Below are 17,116 nucleotides of genomic sequence, written 5' to 3' on the forward strand. Positions count from 1 at the left end.
TCAGTGGGCTATGTTGTCAGATAGCTTAGATGGGATTGACCACAGCATTTCTCAATAAGTAGAAACACTGTGGCTTAGAGAGTTATCTCAGCGCAGCAGCAATACAGGCATGGTGGCTGTTCGAAGCATCGTCGTAGTCGTGCTTCCTACCAAAAACTGCCTGATGCGTGAATGCCCATAGGCACCCATGACCAGCAGATCAATGCCGTGCTCTGTCTGATAATCGTGCAGAGCCGACTCCACCTCACCTTGTCTGATTTCAGCTTGGACTAGGAAGCCAGCCGAGAGAAGCATGCTTTGTGCTTTTCCCAGTGCCTCGTGATTGCTCACCGAATCTGCACCGACCGTAACAAGATGAATGGGCAAGTCTTTGCAAAGCGAACTGGCGGCAAACATTTGGATGGTTTTGTAGGCTGTGGAGCTGCCGTCAAATGCGAGCATCACCTTTTCGGGCTTTTTATAGCTGTTGGCTGTGATCAGGATAGGCCGGTGAATTGTTCGCACTACAGCTTCTATCTGGCTGCCAAGGCTGTGCGCGTTGCGTGAGTTGTCTTCACCCACTCTTCCTATCACCAACAGTCGAATATCCTCCTGAAGGTCGCTCAGACTTTCTACCAAGTGTCCGTGGCGCTGCTTCAGCTCAGGAAACGCAGCGCCGGAAATGACCGTTCGCTCCCTGGCCTTTTCCAGCATGTGTTGGCCCTGTTCCAGAGCGAGTCTGGCGCGTTGGGCATCCAATGTAGCCAGCTCCTCCAGCAGATGCTCTCGACTGCCGAGACCAATATTTCCACTTAGGTCAGCTGCTGCTGGGTATTTCTCTTCATCCAATACGTGAAGCAAGGTAAGAGGCGCGTTGAGTCGCTGCGACGCCCATGCTGCGTAGTCGCAGACCGCCAATGAGGATTGTGAGTTATCAATACATGCCATTACGTGGGTCATTGTCGATCTCCTTAGTGGCTCATGAGCTTGTCGATGGCGCCAGGTTTGTCATGCACGCCAAAGCGGTCAACGATTGTGGCGCTGGCCTCATTTAGACCCAGCACTTCAACCTCGGCGCCCTCGCGACGGAACTTGATTACCACTTTATCCAGCGCGGCGACGGCGGTGATATCCCAGAAATGCGCCTGTGTCAGATCGATGGTGACCTTGTTGAGCGCTTCCTTGAAGTCAAAAACTTCGGTGAACTTGTCTGCCGAGCTGAAGAACACCTGGCCTACCACGCGGTAAGTCCGATGCGACTCCGTCTCTTCAAGACTGCTCTTGATATCGAGGTAATGTCCGACCTTGTTCGCAAAGAACAACGAAGCCAGCAGTACGCCGACCAACACGCCGTAAGCCAGATTATGCGTTGCCACGACCACCACAACGGTCGCGACCATGACGAGGTTGGTCGACAGTGGGTGCTCTTTCAGATTGCGCAAGGAATCCCAGCTAAAGGTGCCGATGGATACCATGATCATCACAGCAACCAATGCAGCCATCGGGATCTTGGAGAGCCATTCGCCGAGGAAAACGACCATCAGCAGCAAGAAAATGCCCGCGCACAATGTGGAGAGACGGGTACGTCCACCGGATTTCACGTTGATGATCGACTGGCCGATCATGGCGCAGCCTGCCATACCGCCGAGCATCCCGGCAGCGATGTTGGCAATGCCTTGACCCTTGCATTCACGGTTTTTGTTGCTGGTGGTATCGGTCAAATCGTCGACGATGGTCGCGGTCATCATGGACTCAAGCAGACCTACTACGGCCAAGGCGGCTGAGTACGGGAAGATGATGCGCAGAGTTTCAACGTTCAGCGGGACTTCAGGCCACAGGAAAATCGGCAGCGTGTCCGGCAGTTCGCCCATGTCACCCACAGTGCGGATATCCAGACCGAGGTAAATAGCAATGGCCGTCAGGGCCAGGATGCACACCAGCGGCGAGGGAATCAGCTTGCCGATCTTCGGTACATACGGAAACAGATAGATTATTCCGAGGCCCACTACGGTCATGGCGTAAACGTGCCAGGTCACGTTGGTCAATTCAGGTAACTGCGCCATGAAAATCAGAATCGCCAATGCATTCACAAAGCCTGTGACTACCGAGCGCGAAACAAAGCGCATCAGAGAGCCCAGTTTCAGGTATCCAGCGAGGATTTGAAGCGCCCCGCAGAGCAAGGTGGCTGCCAGCAAATACTGAAGCCCGTGATCTTTTACCAGGGTGACCATCAGCAGTGCCATCGCACCGGTAGCTGCCGAGATCATGCCGGGTCGACCGCCGACGAAGGCGATGACAGCACAGATACAGAAGGAGGCGTAGAGACCGACCTTGGGGTCGACGCCGGCAATGATAGAGAAAGCAATGGCCTCCGGGATCAGCGCGAGCGCGACCACGATCCCCGCGAGCACGTCTCCACGGACGTTGGAAAACCACGTTTGTTTGAGCGATTGCAGCATCAGAATATCCAAGGCAATGCACCACACGCACACCAGGCAGATGGCGAGCGCGTCGATACGAATTCAAGTTGTGAGGATTATTTGGCTGTGTGCCTTGGGTGTAAAAACCGGGCATACAGCAGTACGCGACCGCGAGCGAAACTAGCGGAAGCGAGATGTTGCGAGGGGGCGTAGCGCTAAGGCGGCGTAGGCTGCCAGTAGATCGTTTGGAGTACAGTCATGCTGGTGTTCCTGTAGCTCAAGAGGTATGGCTGAGCGATAAAGTATACAGTGAAGATATCGTCAAATGCGACCTGCTGCCTCGTTTGGGTCAGTTCTTCCAGCCGTGCTGATCTCCCTAGGGCAAGTCTTTCTAGATTAAACCGCGACGAACTCCGCTGTCAGGCAGTGTACACATGGTGGAGAGATCAATTCAGATCCTCCTGGGGTCGATAGAGAAATCGGAAAAAATCGTACGCTAAGCATTCGGCCTGTCAGGTTGAGGCCATAGAGATTGACGCCTTGGCGTCAGAAAATGCAGAAAGCGGCCCTAGTCTGACGCGGTGCCAGTGAACCGCCTGACGCCGAGTTGAAGCCGTAAACTCAGCAACCTTCGATCAACTCGCCGAACAGTTCCTTAACCTTTGCACGTGCCTCGACCAGCGCAACTTGGCCTTGCTCAGTGATCTCATAGACACGCCGTTCACGTCGCCCGGTGCGTTCGTGGCGTGAGGTCAAATAGCCCTTCTTTTCCAGCCCGTGCAGCATTGGGTATACCGTCCCGGCGCTCAGCTCGTAGCCGTGTCGTTGCAGTTCTTCGATGATTCCCAGTCCGAAGACGGGCTTCTCGGCTGCATGGTGAAGTATGTGCAGGCGGATCAACCCGCCGTACAGGTCTTTATCTGTCGTTTTTCGTGCCTCACAGCGCGATACTCAACAGCCAACCCGCTGCACCGCTGCCGACGACAACTAGCCACGGCGGGAGCTTCCAGAACATCAGTGCGACAAGGGCGACCAGGGCCAAGACAAAGTCTTGCGGCTGAAATATGGCGCTAGTCCATACAGGGTGATAGAACGCGGCCAGCAGCAGGCCAACCACCGCCGCATTGACCCCAGCCAGCGCGGCTTGCATGCCTGTATTGCGACGCAGGCGCTCCCAAAATGGCATGGCTCCCACAACCAGCAGAAAAGAGGGTGCGAAGATAGCCAGTAGGCACACAATACCGCCGACCCAGCCAGAGGGAGCGGTGCTCATCGAAGCACCAAGGAACGCGGCGAATGTGAACAATGGGCCGGGCACCGCTTGAGCCGCCCCGTACCCCGCGAGGAAGGATTCATTACTGACCCAGCCGGAGGACACCACTTCGGCTTGCAGCAGCGGCAACACAACGTGGCCACCACCGAACACTAGTGACCCCACACGATAGAAGGCGTCCACTACCACCATCGTTGGACTTGGCAGCAATTTTGCCAAGATCGGTAGGCCAATCAGCAGGGCAAAAAATAACGATAGCCAAAGTGCGCCGGCCCGGTGACTGACCGTGATAGGTAGTGGGTCGTGCTCAACAGTATGTGCTGGCTTGAACAATAGTCGGCCTATGATGCCTGCGGCAGCAATCACACCAACCTGCCCCCACGCGGACGGTACGAGCAGGACAGCACAGGCGGCAATCGCCATTATTGTGACTCTCAGCCCATCCGTACACAGGTTGCGCGCCATGCCCCATACCGCTTGGGCGACTACGGCAACGGCCACCACTTTTAGGCCATGCAACGCGCCCGGCGAAACGGAATCCCCATAGTTGGAAATGCCCAGCGCGAACAGGATTAAAGCTACGGCCGAAGGCAGCGTAAAGCCTGTCCAAGCAGCCAGCGCCCCGCTATATCCAGCCCGTGATAGCCCCAACGCTATGCCGACCTGGCTGCTTGCTGGGCCTGGAAGAAATTGGCACAGCGCCACTAAATCAGCATAGCTGCGTTCAGACAACCAGCGCCGTCGTGTGACGAACTCGTCACGGAAATAGCCTAAGTGCACGATGGGGCCGCCGAAGGAGGTCAATCCAAGTCGTAGAAAAATAAGAAAAACCGACCATGGGCTGCGGTCATCGGTGGAGGTATTAGTCATGCGTTGGCCTACCTGATTTTCCACAGATTAATCCATAATAATCGAACTTCGATAACGAAATTCGATTTTATAGCTGCCCAAAACGACTGGAGTACCGTGCAATTCGTACTGGGTGTCGCAATGCAAGTAATCGATGTTGTGCTAGCCGCTGGTTTTGTCTGCTAGCACAGTTCATTAGCAAAACACGCTTGGCCTTAGCGTACGATTTTTTCCGTTTTCTCTATTGCCCCCCTCCTGGTCACTCCGAATGCAAATAACTGGTCAAGAATGCAGCCGGCTGGTCAATAACGGCGCCAATGGGTGGTCAAGTTGCGCAATGGTTTTATCGAGTCGGATGCCTGGGAAGAGGGCTCTGAACGGAGCTAGTCGGGCTTACGTTGGTTTTTGGTTCCATTGCTCCCCAAACCCCTACTTCGACGTGGCGCAGGTCGAAAACGAACTGAAACTGACCTCACAGCAAAAGGCCTCGATCGAGGGGTTGGCCAAGCAGTCAAAACGTCTGTACGAGGCCGGTGAAGGCACCATTACCGACCTGGAAGAGGCCCAGGCACGCCTGGATGCGATCAAGGCCCAGGAAATTGAAGCGCAAGCCCGGCGCCGCGCCGCGTTGCGCAAACTTTCGGGCAGGGCCGGCATTGCCGTGAGCGACATCCAGCCCATGCAGGAACCATCACCGGCCAACGCCTTGCTGGCACCCGAAGAAGACCTCGACTACTGGATGCTCAAGGCCGATCAGGCCGCAGCTGAACTGGGCGTCAGCCGGGCCACGATCAAAGTGGCCGAAGCCAACCTGAAACTGCAGAAGTCCGCGCATTACCCCACCGTCGCCCTGAGCGGGCGTATGGCACGGGTCGACCAGAGCGACATCAACGAACTGTCCCAGCGTCAGTCGACTTACTACGTCGGCGTGGTCGTCGATATTCCGATCTATCAGGGCGGCGGCGTCAGCGCCTCCTCGGAAAAGGCCCGCTCAGCCCTGGAAAGCGCTCGCTCCAGCTACGACGCGCAACTGCAGCAACTGACCGAAGACGTCGAAGCCAACTATCTGGGCGTGGTGGCGGGCTTTGAAAAGATCAGGGCGCTGATCACCGCCGTGCGCTCCAGCCAGATCGCATTGACCTCGGCTGAAAAAGGCTACCAGGCCGGCGTGCGCTCGACCCTCGACATCCTCGATGCCCAACAACGCCTGTTCTCGGCCCGCCGCGACCTGCTCGACACCCGCCTGGCCGTGCTGCAAAGCTACGTCAATCTGCACACCCGCACCGGCCAGATGACCCGCAGCAAACTGGAAAGGGTGCAGGGGCTGTTTTGAGCCCGTCGTGGCCCTTACAGGAGTGCGCTTGCCGGAATGCCGGGCCACCGCGACCGAGTGTGCTAGTGCTCGCAAAATATCGGAAACCCTGAAAATTGACGACCACTAACGCAGCCTGTCGCGGGCCAGCGCGCGCATCAAATGCAACGCAGAACTCTCTGATTAATCGCATTCGTATCAACTGTTCTCAAGCCAAATGCGCGTCAGCCTTCAAGGCTTGGCGCATTCTGGCCTTGATACTGAGTACGACACACATTACGTAGCAACTGTGTTCTCAAGCCAAATGCGCGGCAGCCTTCAAGGCTTCGCGCATTCTTGCGTTAAGCATGGTGACCAGCTTGCGAGCAGCGGCTACGAGGGCTACTTTCTTGGGTTTGCCGTTGGCGACCAGGCGTTGATAAAACGGTTTTAGCACCGGGTCGTAGCGCACAGCGCTCAAACACGCCATGTACATGGCGCTTCTGGGTGCCCGACGTCCGGCCCAGGTTGTTCTCTTGCCACTGAATTGGCCACTGTCTTTGGACAGGGGCGCCATACCATAAAGCCTGGCGATGGCTTTACGGTTCAGATAGCCAAGCTCTCCCATCTCGCAGACGAGCGTCGATACCGCCACGGGGCCCATTCCCTTGATCGTACTGGCTACCTGAGCCTGCATAGTTCCTTGGAGCAGTCCGGCGATGATCTTGTCCAGTTCGGCTCGGTCAGATTCCATCTGCGTAATATGCCGCTCAAGCCCCTCAAGCAGCACAGCATTTCTTGTCAGGCGACGCCGCTGCTTCTCGGCGCTGATCATCTGAACCAGTTGCTGACGCCGCTGGTGATAGGCGTGCAGCTCCTGAGCCTGATCGGTACGCGGTTGATAACGGTGAAGCTCGATCACGCTGGCCATGTGGGCCAGCATGCGTGCATCCAGATGGTGGGGTTGGGGGAGCAACGGAACAGAAAGTGCACTTAAGCTCAGTCGCTGCCCCGCAAACCCTTGCAACGTCTGGATAGTTTCGAAAAACGACCGTTTTATGAAACCGTTTCCGCTATCGCGAGGAAAGGTCACCAACACCCGAAAATCAGTGCAATAAACCTTTCTCACGAATCAAAGTTCGTTAATTCGCAGTCGCTGACGAGTAAAACGAACTCTAATTCGGCTTACGTTGGTTTTCAGTTCCATTGCTCCCCAACCCCCGATGTCGCCCGGGTGAAATTCGTAAAGTCCGCGCAACGGCTGGGCTTTAGCCTCGAAGAAGTGGCCGGGCTGTTGAGGCTCGATGACGGCGCTCACTGTGATGAAGCGCGCGTGCTCGCCGAGCAGAAGCTTGGGGATGTGCGTGGCAAGCTCGCGGATCTGCGACGGATCGAGTCTGTTTTGGTGCAACTGGTTCACGACTGTTGTGCGAGCCACGGGACCGTTTCCTGTCCGCTAATCGTTTCGCTGCATGGATAAAACGCTCTGCGTTGGCCAGTGGTTGTGAAGGGAACCAGCGGACAAGGTCTACGGCTGCCGCGGCTGTGAAGCCGCACCGGTCACCGCCGACAAACCGGCTCAACTGATCGAAAAGAGCATGGCCAGTCCTAGCGTCCTGGCGATGCTGTTGATCACCAAATACGTCGATGGTCTGCCGCTGCACCGCTTCAAAAAAATCCTCGGTCGTCACGGCGTCGATATCCCCCGCCAAACCCTGGCGCGCTGGGTGATCCAGTGCGGCGAGCACCTGCAACCGCTGCTGAATCTGTCTACGAAAACAGCCCGGCGTGCCGCGTCGGCACGAAGGCCGTATTGCGGTGCAAACCAGCGATACGCGTTGGTGCTCGGACGGCTTTGAGTTCCGCTGCGAGGACGGAGCCAAATTGAGCGTAACCTTCGCCCTGGACTGCTGTGATCGCGAGGCCATCGGCTAGGTCGCGAGCCCGACCGGGTACAGCGGCGATGATATCCGCGACTTGATGCTGGAAAGCGTGGAGAGGCGCTTCGGTGATCAACTGCCCGCCACGCCGGTGCAATGGCTAAGCGATAACGGCTCGGCGTACACCGCCGACCAGACGTGCCTGTTTGCTCGACAGATCGGCTTGCAGCCGGTGACCCCCCAGTTCGCAGCCCGCAGAGCAACGGCATGGCCGAGAGCTTCGTGAAGACGATCAAGCGTGATTACGTGGCGCACATACCTAAGCCGGATCGAGAAACGGCACTACGTAACTTGGCCAATCCCTGTGATCCTGCGTGGTCGTCTTACTTTGCCCAACGTCGAGCTGCGATAGACGTGGATTGATTGCCCGGTACTAGACCATGGTGCTGACGAAAGACTTGAGCCGGATGAGGCGCGACTCTCATGCCCGGTTCTTTGGGGGCGGTGGCGCAGTAATGCGCTGCTGTTACCCGACGAAAGTGTACTTAAGCCCTACCATCTTATCTCGGCGCCATAAACCAGGACCTTCATCTCCTCCCTCCTTGATTCCGTACTTAACTACGGAGGTAGAGTTGAATCGTGGATCGAAAACCCGAGAGGAGATCGCCGTTATGAAACACCTAAGACTGCTGCTGATAGTGAGTGCGACTCTGCTGTCATCCACCGTATGGGCCGATGGCAGTTCCGATCGCCTGTACGGTAAGATGATCCAGGCCAACGAGCAATCCATGCGCGAATACGCTAGCGCCCAAGGCAAGAACCCGCCAGAAGTCACTCACTACCGCTATGGCATGAAGCTCGACATCGCCAAGGTCATTCACGTCACGTCGACCAATGGCAACTGCGATGTGATGCCTGCGCAAATGACCTACGAGGATTCGAGCGGAAACCTGCATATTCTGGAGTACCGCGTATCAGGAACGGACTGCAGGAGCCAGCACTGAGCATTGTTGACGTGTTGCTGACGGAAAAGTAATTTTCACGTCACCCTGACGTTATTTTGCATGTGGAAGTATGTAAGAAGCGCACCCGGCTATGCCCGGCGCGCTTCGGCATATACACAACCGCACAATGAAAAATCTGCCAAAACATCAAGAGCGTTTATGAACAACAAGGCCCTGTTGGGACTTTCTCAGATCGTCTTGAGCATCAGCGCTGCGCAGGCTGCAATGGCCGCCGAGGAAAAAGGCGAGGGATTCATCGAAGGCAGCAGCCTGAGCATCCTCAATCGAAATTTCTACTTCAACCGTGATTTTCGCAAAGGCCAGTCCAGCAGTACAGGAAATGGCTACTCGGAAGAATGGGCCCACGGAGTCATAGGCCGATTCGAGTCGGGCTCGGCCAGGCCGAGGACAATTACTCCAAGCTCGGCGGCGCCGTAAAGACCCGTTTCCTGGACACTGAAATCAAAGTAGGCGATGTCTTCCCTGTCACGCCTGTCGTGCAGTACGGCGATTCGCGACTGCTTCCGGAAAGCTTCCGCGGCGTCACCGCATACAACACCAGTGTCGAGGGCTTGGTGCTACAGGGCGGACGCCTGCACGCGATGAGCCAACCCAGCTCCAGCAGCATGCGGGATGATTTTGCAACCTTCTACGCAGGCGAAGTCGGCTCTCCGTGGATAGTCGGCGGTGATTACACACCCAACGACAACCTTGGCTTCAGCCTTTACACCAGTTGTCTCAAGGATGCCTGAAACCAATACTATACCGGCACTACCTGGAGCTACCCGCTTGCAGATGATGTCGCCTTGGTCGGTGGTTTGAATTACTACAAGGCCGTCGATGAGGGGAAGCAGCTCCTCGGCAGTTTTGAGAACGATATCTGGAGCGGCAAGGTCGGCCTCCGTGTCGGGGCGCACACCGGCGAGGGACGGAGACGGCCGACGTGAACCAGATCGCTATTGTGCCTTGCTATCGCCCTTCGGGGACTCCATTCCAATGTGTTGGTTCATGTTCTCCATCATTGTATTGCAGTTTTTCATCATCTTGGACATTTCCTGCATGTCCATCATCGGCATATGGTTGCCGTCCATCATGTGCATGTCCTCACCCTTATTTGTCTCGGCACTGCTTTGGGCGGGGGCTTTGGCCTGTTCGGCAAATCCCGTGGCAACAGTTCCAAGGGCTATGAAGGTAGCAAGGACGGTGTAGGTAATGGCGTTACGCATGGCGACTCTCCTCATCTACGACCTTGGTTTCCAGCCAGGCTGTGTATTGAAGAGTTGATTGCTCCACTGTCCTCCTGTTTGGCTCCTTTGGTTTGGAGGATGGTTTCAGGCGCCTGAGGTAGGCGCCTTTTTCGGTCAACAAGTCTTCGGCTTCATCGCTCTGGACTCTGCGAGCTGGCTTGACAGCACCGCGTTGTCTTGCACGAGAAGCTGCTTTTCTGTGGCCAACTGGCTCAATTGGCTTTCAGTTTGGCTTAAGCGTTCCGCCAGCAGGCTTCGCTCCCGTTCATTGACGGCCAGGTAAGTCCGCGTCTCAGCCAAACGCTGCTCACCTTGGCCATGGCGCTGCTCCAGTGCCTGATGCGACTGTTGCAAGTCGGTGAATTGAAGTAAGACGTGTTCATGCGCAATCTGACTCTGCGCGAGCGTCGCTTGCGTCGTGAGCAGGGTGCTCTCTAGACGATCATGGTCCTGCACCAGGCGTTGTTCCTGCGCCTGCAGTTCGCCCAGGCGGGTTTGCTGCGCGAGCAGACGCTGCCGGAGCGCTGCCAATTCGTGTTCCAGGCGCTGCTGGCGTTGCTCAGTGGCCTGGCGCTCGTCGCTGCGTTGTTGCGCGACCGATGCCTGGTAGTGCTCAAACTGCTCCCGCGCTTGTTGCAGTTGCCGGGTCAGTGCGGCCGCCTCGGCGGCGCGGTCAGCCAGACGTTGTTCGAGCCCGGTCTTTTCACTGCCCAGGCTGGCCAGGGCGATCTCCTGACGCTGCAGGGTGTCAGCCAGCCCCTGGCTGCGCGTAGTGGCTACGGCAAGTGCCTGGGCCTGCTGCTCCTGAACGCTGAGTTGCGCGTCGCGCTCGACGAATGCCTGCTGCAACTGTTCCTGCAACGCGTCGGCCTCTGCCTGGTGAGCCGCTACGGCCTGCTGGAGTTGGACGGCCGCCTCCGCCTGAACTTTTTCGTACAGTCCTTTCAGCGCCAGGACCAGCTCCGCGGGCAATCCCAGTTCGGCCTGGGCCAGCGTGCCGGGATGCGCGGCTTTCCAACGCTTTAACAACGGAGCAATCGTGCTTTTGCTGCCCGTCCCACCCAGGGCGACGCGGATGCTGTCAATGGTGGGGTTGTGGCCCGCAGCCACCAGTTGGGTGGCCGCCTGGGCAACATGCAGGTAGAGGACGCCGGAACGGGCCATGAACACCTCGGATTTTTTCGTACCGTATTATGGAAAACGTAATACCTCGATTTAAGTACAGAATAGTTCAGCCGACTGAGACCGTCAGTTGACCCACGATAAGCGCGGTTATCGTGAGTTAAGTCATCGCGATCGAGGGTTGTGTCTATAATCTGCGGTACACATGGCCTAAACAGGCGCTTCGTGATGACAGCCGGCAATAATGACGAAAACCTCCCCACCAGGCGGCACGAAGAGCCGACAGTACTTGCGCGTACCCCCGGTACGCTCACCACCCCCGAACAATTGGCTGAGCAACATCAGCGTTTTCTCGCCGCCGCGACAACCGACAACACCCGGCGCACCTACCGCTCGGCCATTCGCCACTTTCTCGCCTGGGGCGGCGTGCTGCCGTGCGATGAAGCCGCGCTGATTCGTTATCTATTGTCTTTTGCGGAAGTATTGAACCCGCGCACCCTGGCCCTGCGCCTCACGGCGCTGTCGCAATGGCACCGTTATCAGGGTTTTCCTGACCCTACCGCCAGCGCCACCGTGGGCAAAACCTTGCGCGGTATTGAGCGGGTGAACGGGCGGCCTCGACAAAAAGCCAAGGCCCTGGTCCTAGAGGATCTCGAACGCATCGTGGTGCACCTGAACACGCTCGACGGACTGGCGACACTGCGGGACAGTGCACTGCTCCAGGTCGGGTATTTTGGTGCGTTCCGGCGCAGCGAATTGGTCACGCTGGAGATGCAATACCTCGAGTGGGAGCAGGAAGGTCTACGGATCACGCTGCCCCGTTCCAAGACCGATCAGGAGGGCGAGGGACTCGACAAGGCGATCCCATACGGCGACAGCATCTGCTGCCCCGCGACAGCGCTACGCCGGTGGTTGGACGCGGCTCAGATCGTTCAGGGGCCACTGTTCCGGCGCATCAGCCGCTGGGGCGTACTCGGCGAGGTGGCACTGCACGAGGGCAGCGTGAATACCATCCTGACGGCACGTGCCGAAGCCGCAGGGCTGTTGTATGTGCCCGAACTGAGCAGCCACAGTCTGCGTCGGGGACTGGCTACCAGTGCGCATCGGGCTGGGGCGGATTTCCTTGAGATCAAACGACAGGGTGGCTGGCGGCACGATGGCACCGTACACGGCTATATCGAGGAAGCTGGAGCTTTCGAGGAGAATGCGGCTGGCTCGTTATTACGACGCAAACCGTAGCCAAGGTTTGTAAGCAGGGCTGGTTAGAATCCCAAGTGGCCACCCTCTATTCTCGACCGTCCTTCCGCAGCACATGAGCAGTTCCCTTAAAAACAGTTACTTACAGAACGAATGTCCTAATTTTTGGCTTATCTCGGCACGCCCCCGGGTGAGGGCGAAGTCATCAGCGACCTGGGCCTGGTCATTCGCCCGGATGCGAACCTGATGCTGACGACCTTGCAGGACTTGGACCTATTGGTGATCTGCGGTGGTTTTCGTACCGAACTCAAGGCCAGCGAGCCATTTATCCAATGGCTGCGCAGTGCGGGTGAAGCGGGCGTGCGCCTCGCCGGTTTGTGGAACGGCTCGTGGTTCCTCGGGCGTGCGGGGCTGCTGCAGGGTTATCGCTGTGCCATCCATCCCGAGCATCGGCCGGCACTGGCCGAAGTGTCCAAGGCGGCGCAGGTCACCAGCGAACCCTACGTCATCGACCGCGACCGCCTCACCGCGTCCAGCCCCTCGGGGGCTTTCCATATGGCCCTGGACTGGATCAAGAGCCTGCATGGCAAAGCCTTGGTCGAAGGCATCGAAGATATTCTGGCGTTCGAAGAATCGCGCTACCGCCGCATCAAACCCACCGAAAACATCTGTGTCAGCGCGCCGCTGCGCGAGGTGGTGAAGCTGATGGACGCCAACCTCGAAGAGCCCCTGGAACTCGATCAGCTCGCCGTCTACGCCGGCCGTTCCCGCCGCCAGCTGGAGCGCCTGTTCAAGGAACAACTGGGTACCACGCCGCAACGCTACTACATGGAATTGCGCGTCACTGAAGCGCGACGCCTGTTGCAGCACACCGAGTTGTCACAGGTGGATGTGCTGGTGGCGTGCGGGTTTGTCTCGCCGAGCCATTTCAGCAAATGCTACAGCGCGTATTTCGGCTATCGCCCCTCCAAGGAGAAGCGGTTGGTCAAGTAGCCTGGCGGGTGTAGCAAGATTTTCACGAGGAGTGGCAATGGATATCACGCTTTTGGATCGTTATCGCGGCAGCCTACTTGGGCTGGCGTGTGGCGATGCTGTAGGGACGACGGTTGAATTCATGCCCCGCGGCAGCTTTTCTCCCGTGACGGATATGCTAGGCGGCGGACCGTTTAGTCTCAAGCCTGGCCAATGGACTGACGATACGTCCATGGCACTGTGTCTGGCCGAAAGCCTGTTGCGCAAAGGCGGTTTTGACGCGATGGACCAGATGGGACGTTATCTGAATTGGTGGAAGTGGGGTTACTTGAGTTCTACCGGAGAGTGCTTTGATATCGGCATGACGGTTCGCGAAGCGCTGGAGCAATTTCAGCAAAGTGGCAACGCTTTTGCGGGCTCAACACATCCGTATTCGGCCGGCAATGGTTCAATGATGCGTCTCGCACCTGTCGTGTTGTTTTACTTTCCAGATAGGGCGGACATCCACCTGTTTGCCGAGCAAAGCTCGCGAACTACGCATGCCGCGCAGGAGGCTATCGAGTGCTGCCTGCTGCTGGCCGAGGCTATCAGCAATGCCCTGAGCGGCGTGCCAAAGAAACAGGTGCTGAGTTTTTCCCACACCGCGCTGTCGGCTCCTAAGGTCAAGGCTATCGCCTCTGGCGACTATCGCGATAAGACCTCTGCTCAAATCGTTGGCTCAGGTTATGCGGTGGCTTCGCTGGAGGCTGCATTCTGGTGTTTCGATCAGACCTCCAACTTTGCTGAAGCGATACTGGCCGCCGCCAACCTTGGGGATGACGCAGACACTACTGCCGCAATCGTTGGGCAACTGGCGGGGGCGTATTACGGCGTCCAGGCTATCCCTGTCGGTTGGTTGAACAAGCTATGGATGCGCGATGAAATCCAAGAAACGGCTGATGCGTTATTCAGCACTTCGCGCTTACCACAGTAAGGTTCAGAAACGATCCAGCCGATAAGGCTGCAGTTCTGGCACCTGCTCACTCGCAGCAAGCTGCCCAACCCGCTCGGCCGTCACCGCCGCTTGTGTCAGTCCCAAATGCTGGTGACCAAATGCAAGCAGCACTTTGCCTTCGCACACCCGGTCAATGATCGGCAGCGAGTCGGGCAGGGAAGGGCGAAACCCCATCCAGGGCGTGGCTTCGCTGTCGCTCAAGTCGTGTCGGAACAACCCTTTGCTCAACCGGTGTAACTGCCAGGCCCGTTGCATATTGGCCGGGCGGTCGAGGCCGGCGAATTCGACCGTGCCGGCCAGGCGCAGGCCACCGGTCATGGGCGTCATGATGAATTTGCGCTCCAGCGAAGTGACCGCGAAGGGCAGGCGCTGTTGTTCGTGGGGCAGCATCAGGTGGTAACCGCGTTCGGTGTCCAGCGGCACTTGTTTGCCGGTGAGAGCTGCGGTGAGTTTGGCCGAGTGGGCGCCGCAGGCGATCAGCACTTGCTGCGCTGTCAGTACGCCTTGGTCGGTCATCAGGGAAACGCCGTTACTCTCCAGGCGTCCGTCCAGAACGCGCTGCTGAAGAAATTGCACCCCCTCAGCCTTGGCCGCGTTCACCAGTTCGCCAACCACCGTGTACGGGTCCAGAAAGTGTCCGGTAGCGGGGAAGAACAACCCGCCTTGTATGGCGTCGCTCAGTTGCGGCGCAGCCTTGCGCACCGCATCGCCGCTCCAGAAGTCCACGGCGACGCCTTGCTGCCGCATGCGTTGCTGCACTGCATCCAGTGCAGCGCGGGATTCGGCGCGCTCATACACCAATAGCGAACCGTCTTCACGCAGCAATTGCGTTTGACCCATCGATTGCAGCAAGCGTTGCCACGCGCCCAGGCTACCTTCGTTCAGCGCGCGAAGGCCGGCCACGGTGCGCTGGTAACGCGCTGGCCGCAGGTTGAGCAACAGGCGGATAAACCAGGGCAGGGCGCGGGGCAGATAGGTCCAGTCCAGGCGCAGCGGGCCCATGGGGTCCAGGAGCATGGCGGGCAAGCGCTTGAGGATCGACAGGTCGGCGATGGGAAACACCTGTTCCGTCGCCAGGTGGCCGGCGTTGCCGTAGGAGGCACCCATGCCGGGTGCCTGCGGGTCGAGCACGACGACTCGGCGGCCTTGGCGTGCCAGTTGCAAGGCGCAGGCGACGCCGATAATGCCGGCGCCGACTACTACGATGTCTGCTTGCTTGGGATCGGCCATGATCATGCTTCTCGCTGGCCGTCGAGCAGGCGCCGCAACCGCAGCGGGTTGTCGTGCTGCAGCGCGGTGGGCAGCAAGGCGTCCGGGACGTCCTGGTAACACACCGGGCGCAGGAATCGCAGGATCGCCGCCGTGCCCACCGAGGTACTGCGCGCATCCGAAGTCGCCGGAAAGGGCCCGCCATGCACCATGGCGTCGCACACTTCTACGCCGGTCGGCCAGCCGTTCACCAGCAGGCGCCCAGCCTTGCGCTCCAGCACCGGCAGCAATGCCCGCGCCTTTGGCAGGTCGTGGTCATCCATGTGCAGGGTGGCGGTGAGTTGACCTTCCAGGTGCTCGGACACCTGGCGCATGTGCTCGACATCGCGGCACTGCACCACCAGCGAGGCGGCGCCGAATACTTCGGCTTGCAGGTGTTCATTGTTCAGGAACGCCTCGGCCTGGGTCACGAACAGATGGGGCTGGCCCTGGTTTGGCCCGGTCGCTGGCAAGCCTTTGGCGGCTATGGTGGCGTGCTGGGCCAGGGTCTTCAGGCCGGTTTCGCAGGCGCTGAAAATACCCGGTGTGAGCATGGTCTGGGACGGGCAACGCGAGAGACGCTCACTGGCGGATTGGACAAAACGGTCCAGAGCGGCGCCTTGCAGGGCGATCACCAGGCCAGGGTTGGTACAGAACTGGCCGGCGCCTTGGGTCAGCGACGCGACGAACCCATCGGCCAAGGCTTCGCTCCGAGCTTCAAGCGCAGCAGGAAACAGGTACACCGGGTTGATCGAGCTCATTTCCGCGTACACCGGGATCGGCTCCGGGCGTGCCTGCGCCGCTTGGTACAGGGCGATACCGCCACTGCGCGACCCCGTGAAGCCTACGGCCTTGATGCGCGGGTCGCGCACCAATGCGATACCCACCTCGTTACCCGCGCCGTAGAGCAGTGAAAACACACCTTCCGGCAAGCCACACTCTTTAACCGCCTGGGCGATGGCGCGGCCCACCAGTTCGCTAGTGCCGGGGTGCGCGTTATGCGCCTTGACGATCACCGGGCAACCGGCGGCAAGGGCCGATGCGGTATCGCCGCCCGCCACTGAGAAGGCCAGAGGGAAGTTGCTGGCTCCGAACACGGCTACCGGGCCCAGGGCGATATGGCGCTGGCGCAGGTCGGCGCGGGGCAGGGGCTGGCGCTGGGGCTGTGCGGTATCGACGCGCACGTCGAGCCATTCGCCCAGGCGCACGGTGCGGGCAAAAGCGCGCAGTTGCCCGCAGGTACGGCCGCGTTCACCTTCAATGCGTGCGCGCGGCAAGCCGGTTTCGGCGCAGGCGCGTTCGATCAACTCATCGCCCAGGGCTTCGATGTGGGTGGCGATGGTTTCAAGCAACGTGGCGCGATCTGCCAAGGTGGTTTCGCGGTAAGCGTCGAACGCGAGCCAAGCCAGTGCGCAGGCCTGTTCGACGTGTTGCTCATCCCCGCCGGCATAGGCGGGTTCCAGTGGGGTGTTGGTGGCGGGGTTGATGGCCCGGATCGCATCGCGATGGCCGCAAACGGATTGCTGACCGATCAGCATCTTGCCTGTCAGAGTCATGGGGACATCCTGGAACAAAAAGAGGTGTTGTAGGCGCGAGCTTATGTGACGAGCAAGCATGCTTGCGCTGGGGTGCGAAGCGCC

The 17,116-nt window shown here is 58.6% G+C and carries 13 protein-coding genes and 5 pseudogenes; 9 read left to right on the forward strand and 9 right to left on the reverse strand.

Annotated features, from left to right (window positions below):
* Positions 1-87: 87 nt before the first annotated feature.
* From RHM69_RS03880 to chrA, 4 genes are all read right to left on the reverse strand, one after another.
* Positions 88-939, reverse strand: a complete 852-nt coding sequence (locus RHM69_RS03880; RefSeq protein ID WP_017735064.1) for a universal stress protein — start codon at positions 937-939, stop codon at positions 88-90.
* An 11-nt stretch (positions 940-950) separates the two neighbouring features.
* Positions 951-2,438, reverse strand: a complete 1,488-nt coding sequence (locus RHM69_RS03885; protein WP_017735063.1) for a SulP family inorganic anion transporter — start codon at positions 2,436-2,438, stop codon at positions 951-953.
* A gap of 582 nt (positions 2,439-3,020) precedes the next feature.
* Entirely contained in the window at positions 3,021-3,299 is a 279-nt protein-coding gene (locus tag RHM69_RS03890) for a PadR family transcriptional regulator (protein WP_024015051.1), read from the reverse strand.
* Between the two features lie 37 nt (positions 3,300-3,336).
* Complete coding sequence (gene chrA, locus RHM69_RS03895) at positions 3,337-4,542, reverse strand: chromate efflux transporter (RefSeq protein WP_017735062.1); 1,206 nt, start codon at positions 4,540-4,542, stop codon at positions 3,337-3,339.
* A 418-nt stretch (positions 4,543-4,960) separates the two neighbouring features.
* Between chrA and RHM69_RS03900 the strand changes: the two genes are divergently transcribed.
* Positions 4,961-5,854, forward strand: coding sequence for a TolC family protein (locus RHM69_RS03900; RefSeq protein WP_282376581.1), 894 nt, complete (start codon positions 4,961-4,963; stop codon positions 5,852-5,854).
* A 274-nt stretch (positions 5,855-6,128) separates the two neighbouring features.
* On the opposite strand, the gene RHM69_RS03905 is transcribed toward RHM69_RS03900, so the two are convergent.
* Positions 6,129-6,941, reverse strand: a complete 813-nt coding sequence (locus RHM69_RS03905; protein WP_322255478.1) for a transposase — start codon at positions 6,939-6,941, stop codon at positions 6,129-6,131.
* 93 nt (positions 6,942-7,034) lie between these two features.
* Between RHM69_RS03905 and RHM69_RS03910 the strand changes: the two are divergent.
* From RHM69_RS03910 to RHM69_RS03930, 5 genes and pseudogenes are all read left to right on the forward strand, one after another.
* A pseudogene (locus RHM69_RS03910) lies at positions 7,035-7,292 on the forward strand (MerR family DNA-binding protein); the annotation flags it as partial.
* 43 nt (positions 7,293-7,335) lie between these two features.
* A pseudogene (locus RHM69_RS03915) lies at positions 7,336-7,581 on the forward strand (IS66 family transposase); the annotation flags it as partial.
* A gap of 13 nt (positions 7,582-7,594) precedes the next feature.
* Positions 7,595-8,049 (forward strand): annotated as a pseudogene (locus tag RHM69_RS03920) (DDE-type integrase/transposase/recombinase); the annotation flags it as partial.
* A 314-nt stretch (positions 8,050-8,363) separates the two neighbouring features.
* Entirely contained in the window at positions 8,364-8,696 is a 333-nt protein-coding gene (locus RHM69_RS03925; protein WP_033979951.1) for a DUF2790 domain-containing protein, read from the forward strand.
* Between the two features lie 159 nt (positions 8,697-8,855).
* Positions 8,856-9,616: pseudogene (locus RHM69_RS03930) on the forward strand (OprD family outer membrane porin); the annotation flags it as partial.
* A gap of 36 nt (positions 9,617-9,652) precedes the next feature.
* Here RHM69_RS03930 and RHM69_RS03935 read toward each other — a convergent pair.
* Together RHM69_RS03935 and RHM69_RS03940 are read right to left on the reverse strand one after the other, a co-directional pair.
* The gene (locus RHM69_RS03935; RefSeq protein WP_033979952.1) at positions 9,653-9,922 is read right to left on the reverse strand and encodes a hypothetical protein; all 270 of its coding nucleotides are present in this window, start codon (positions 9,920-9,922) and stop codon (positions 9,653-9,655) included.
* A gap of 135 nt (positions 9,923-10,057) precedes the next feature.
* Positions 10,058-11,107, reverse strand: coding sequence for a DNA-binding protein (locus RHM69_RS03940; protein WP_011154388.1), 1,050 nt, complete (start codon positions 11,105-11,107; stop codon positions 10,058-10,060).
* Positions 11,108-11,293: 186 nt separating this feature from the next.
* Between RHM69_RS03940 and RHM69_RS03945 the strand changes: the two genes are divergently transcribed.
* The 3 genes and pseudogenes from RHM69_RS03945 to RHM69_RS03955 all read left to right on the forward strand — a co-directional run bounded on the left by RHM69_RS03945 (position 11,294) and on the right by RHM69_RS03955 (position 14,207).
* Positions 11,294-12,304 (forward strand): tyrosine-type recombinase/integrase, encoded by a 1,011-nt coding sequence (locus RHM69_RS03945; protein ID WP_077747747.1) that lies wholly within the window; start codon positions 11,294-11,296, stop codon positions 12,302-12,304.
* Between the two features lie 147 nt (positions 12,305-12,451).
* Positions 12,452-13,255 (forward strand): annotated as a pseudogene (locus RHM69_RS03950) (GlxA family transcriptional regulator); the annotation flags it as partial.
* Positions 13,256-13,292: 37 nt separating this feature from the next.
* Positions 13,293-14,207 (forward strand): ADP-ribosylglycohydrolase family protein, encoded by a 915-nt coding sequence (locus tag RHM69_RS03955; RefSeq protein ID WP_020302720.1) that lies wholly within the window; start codon positions 13,293-13,295, stop codon positions 14,205-14,207.
* Positions 14,208-14,210: 3 nt separating this feature from the next.
* On the opposite strand, the gene RHM69_RS03960 is transcribed toward RHM69_RS03955, so the two are convergent.
* Both RHM69_RS03960 and RHM69_RS03965 read right to left on the reverse strand, forming a co-directional pair.
* Positions 14,211-15,458, reverse strand: a complete 1,248-nt coding sequence (locus tag RHM69_RS03960; RefSeq protein ID WP_200599624.1) for an NAD(P)/FAD-dependent oxidoreductase — start codon at positions 15,456-15,458, stop codon at positions 14,211-14,213.
* A gap of 2 nt (positions 15,459-15,460) precedes the next feature.
* Positions 15,461-17,032, reverse strand: a complete 1,572-nt coding sequence (locus tag RHM69_RS03965) for an aldehyde dehydrogenase (NADP(+)) (RefSeq protein WP_200599622.1) — start codon at positions 17,030-17,032, stop codon at positions 15,461-15,463.
* Between the last annotated feature and the right edge of the window lie 84 nt (positions 17,033-17,116).

This window comes from Pseudomonas sp. CCI1.1 (genome assembly GCF_034348165.1).
In the GTDB taxonomy this organism is placed as follows: domain Bacteria; phylum Pseudomonadota; class Gammaproteobacteria; order Pseudomonadales; family Pseudomonadaceae; genus Aquipseudomonas; species Aquipseudomonas paracarnis.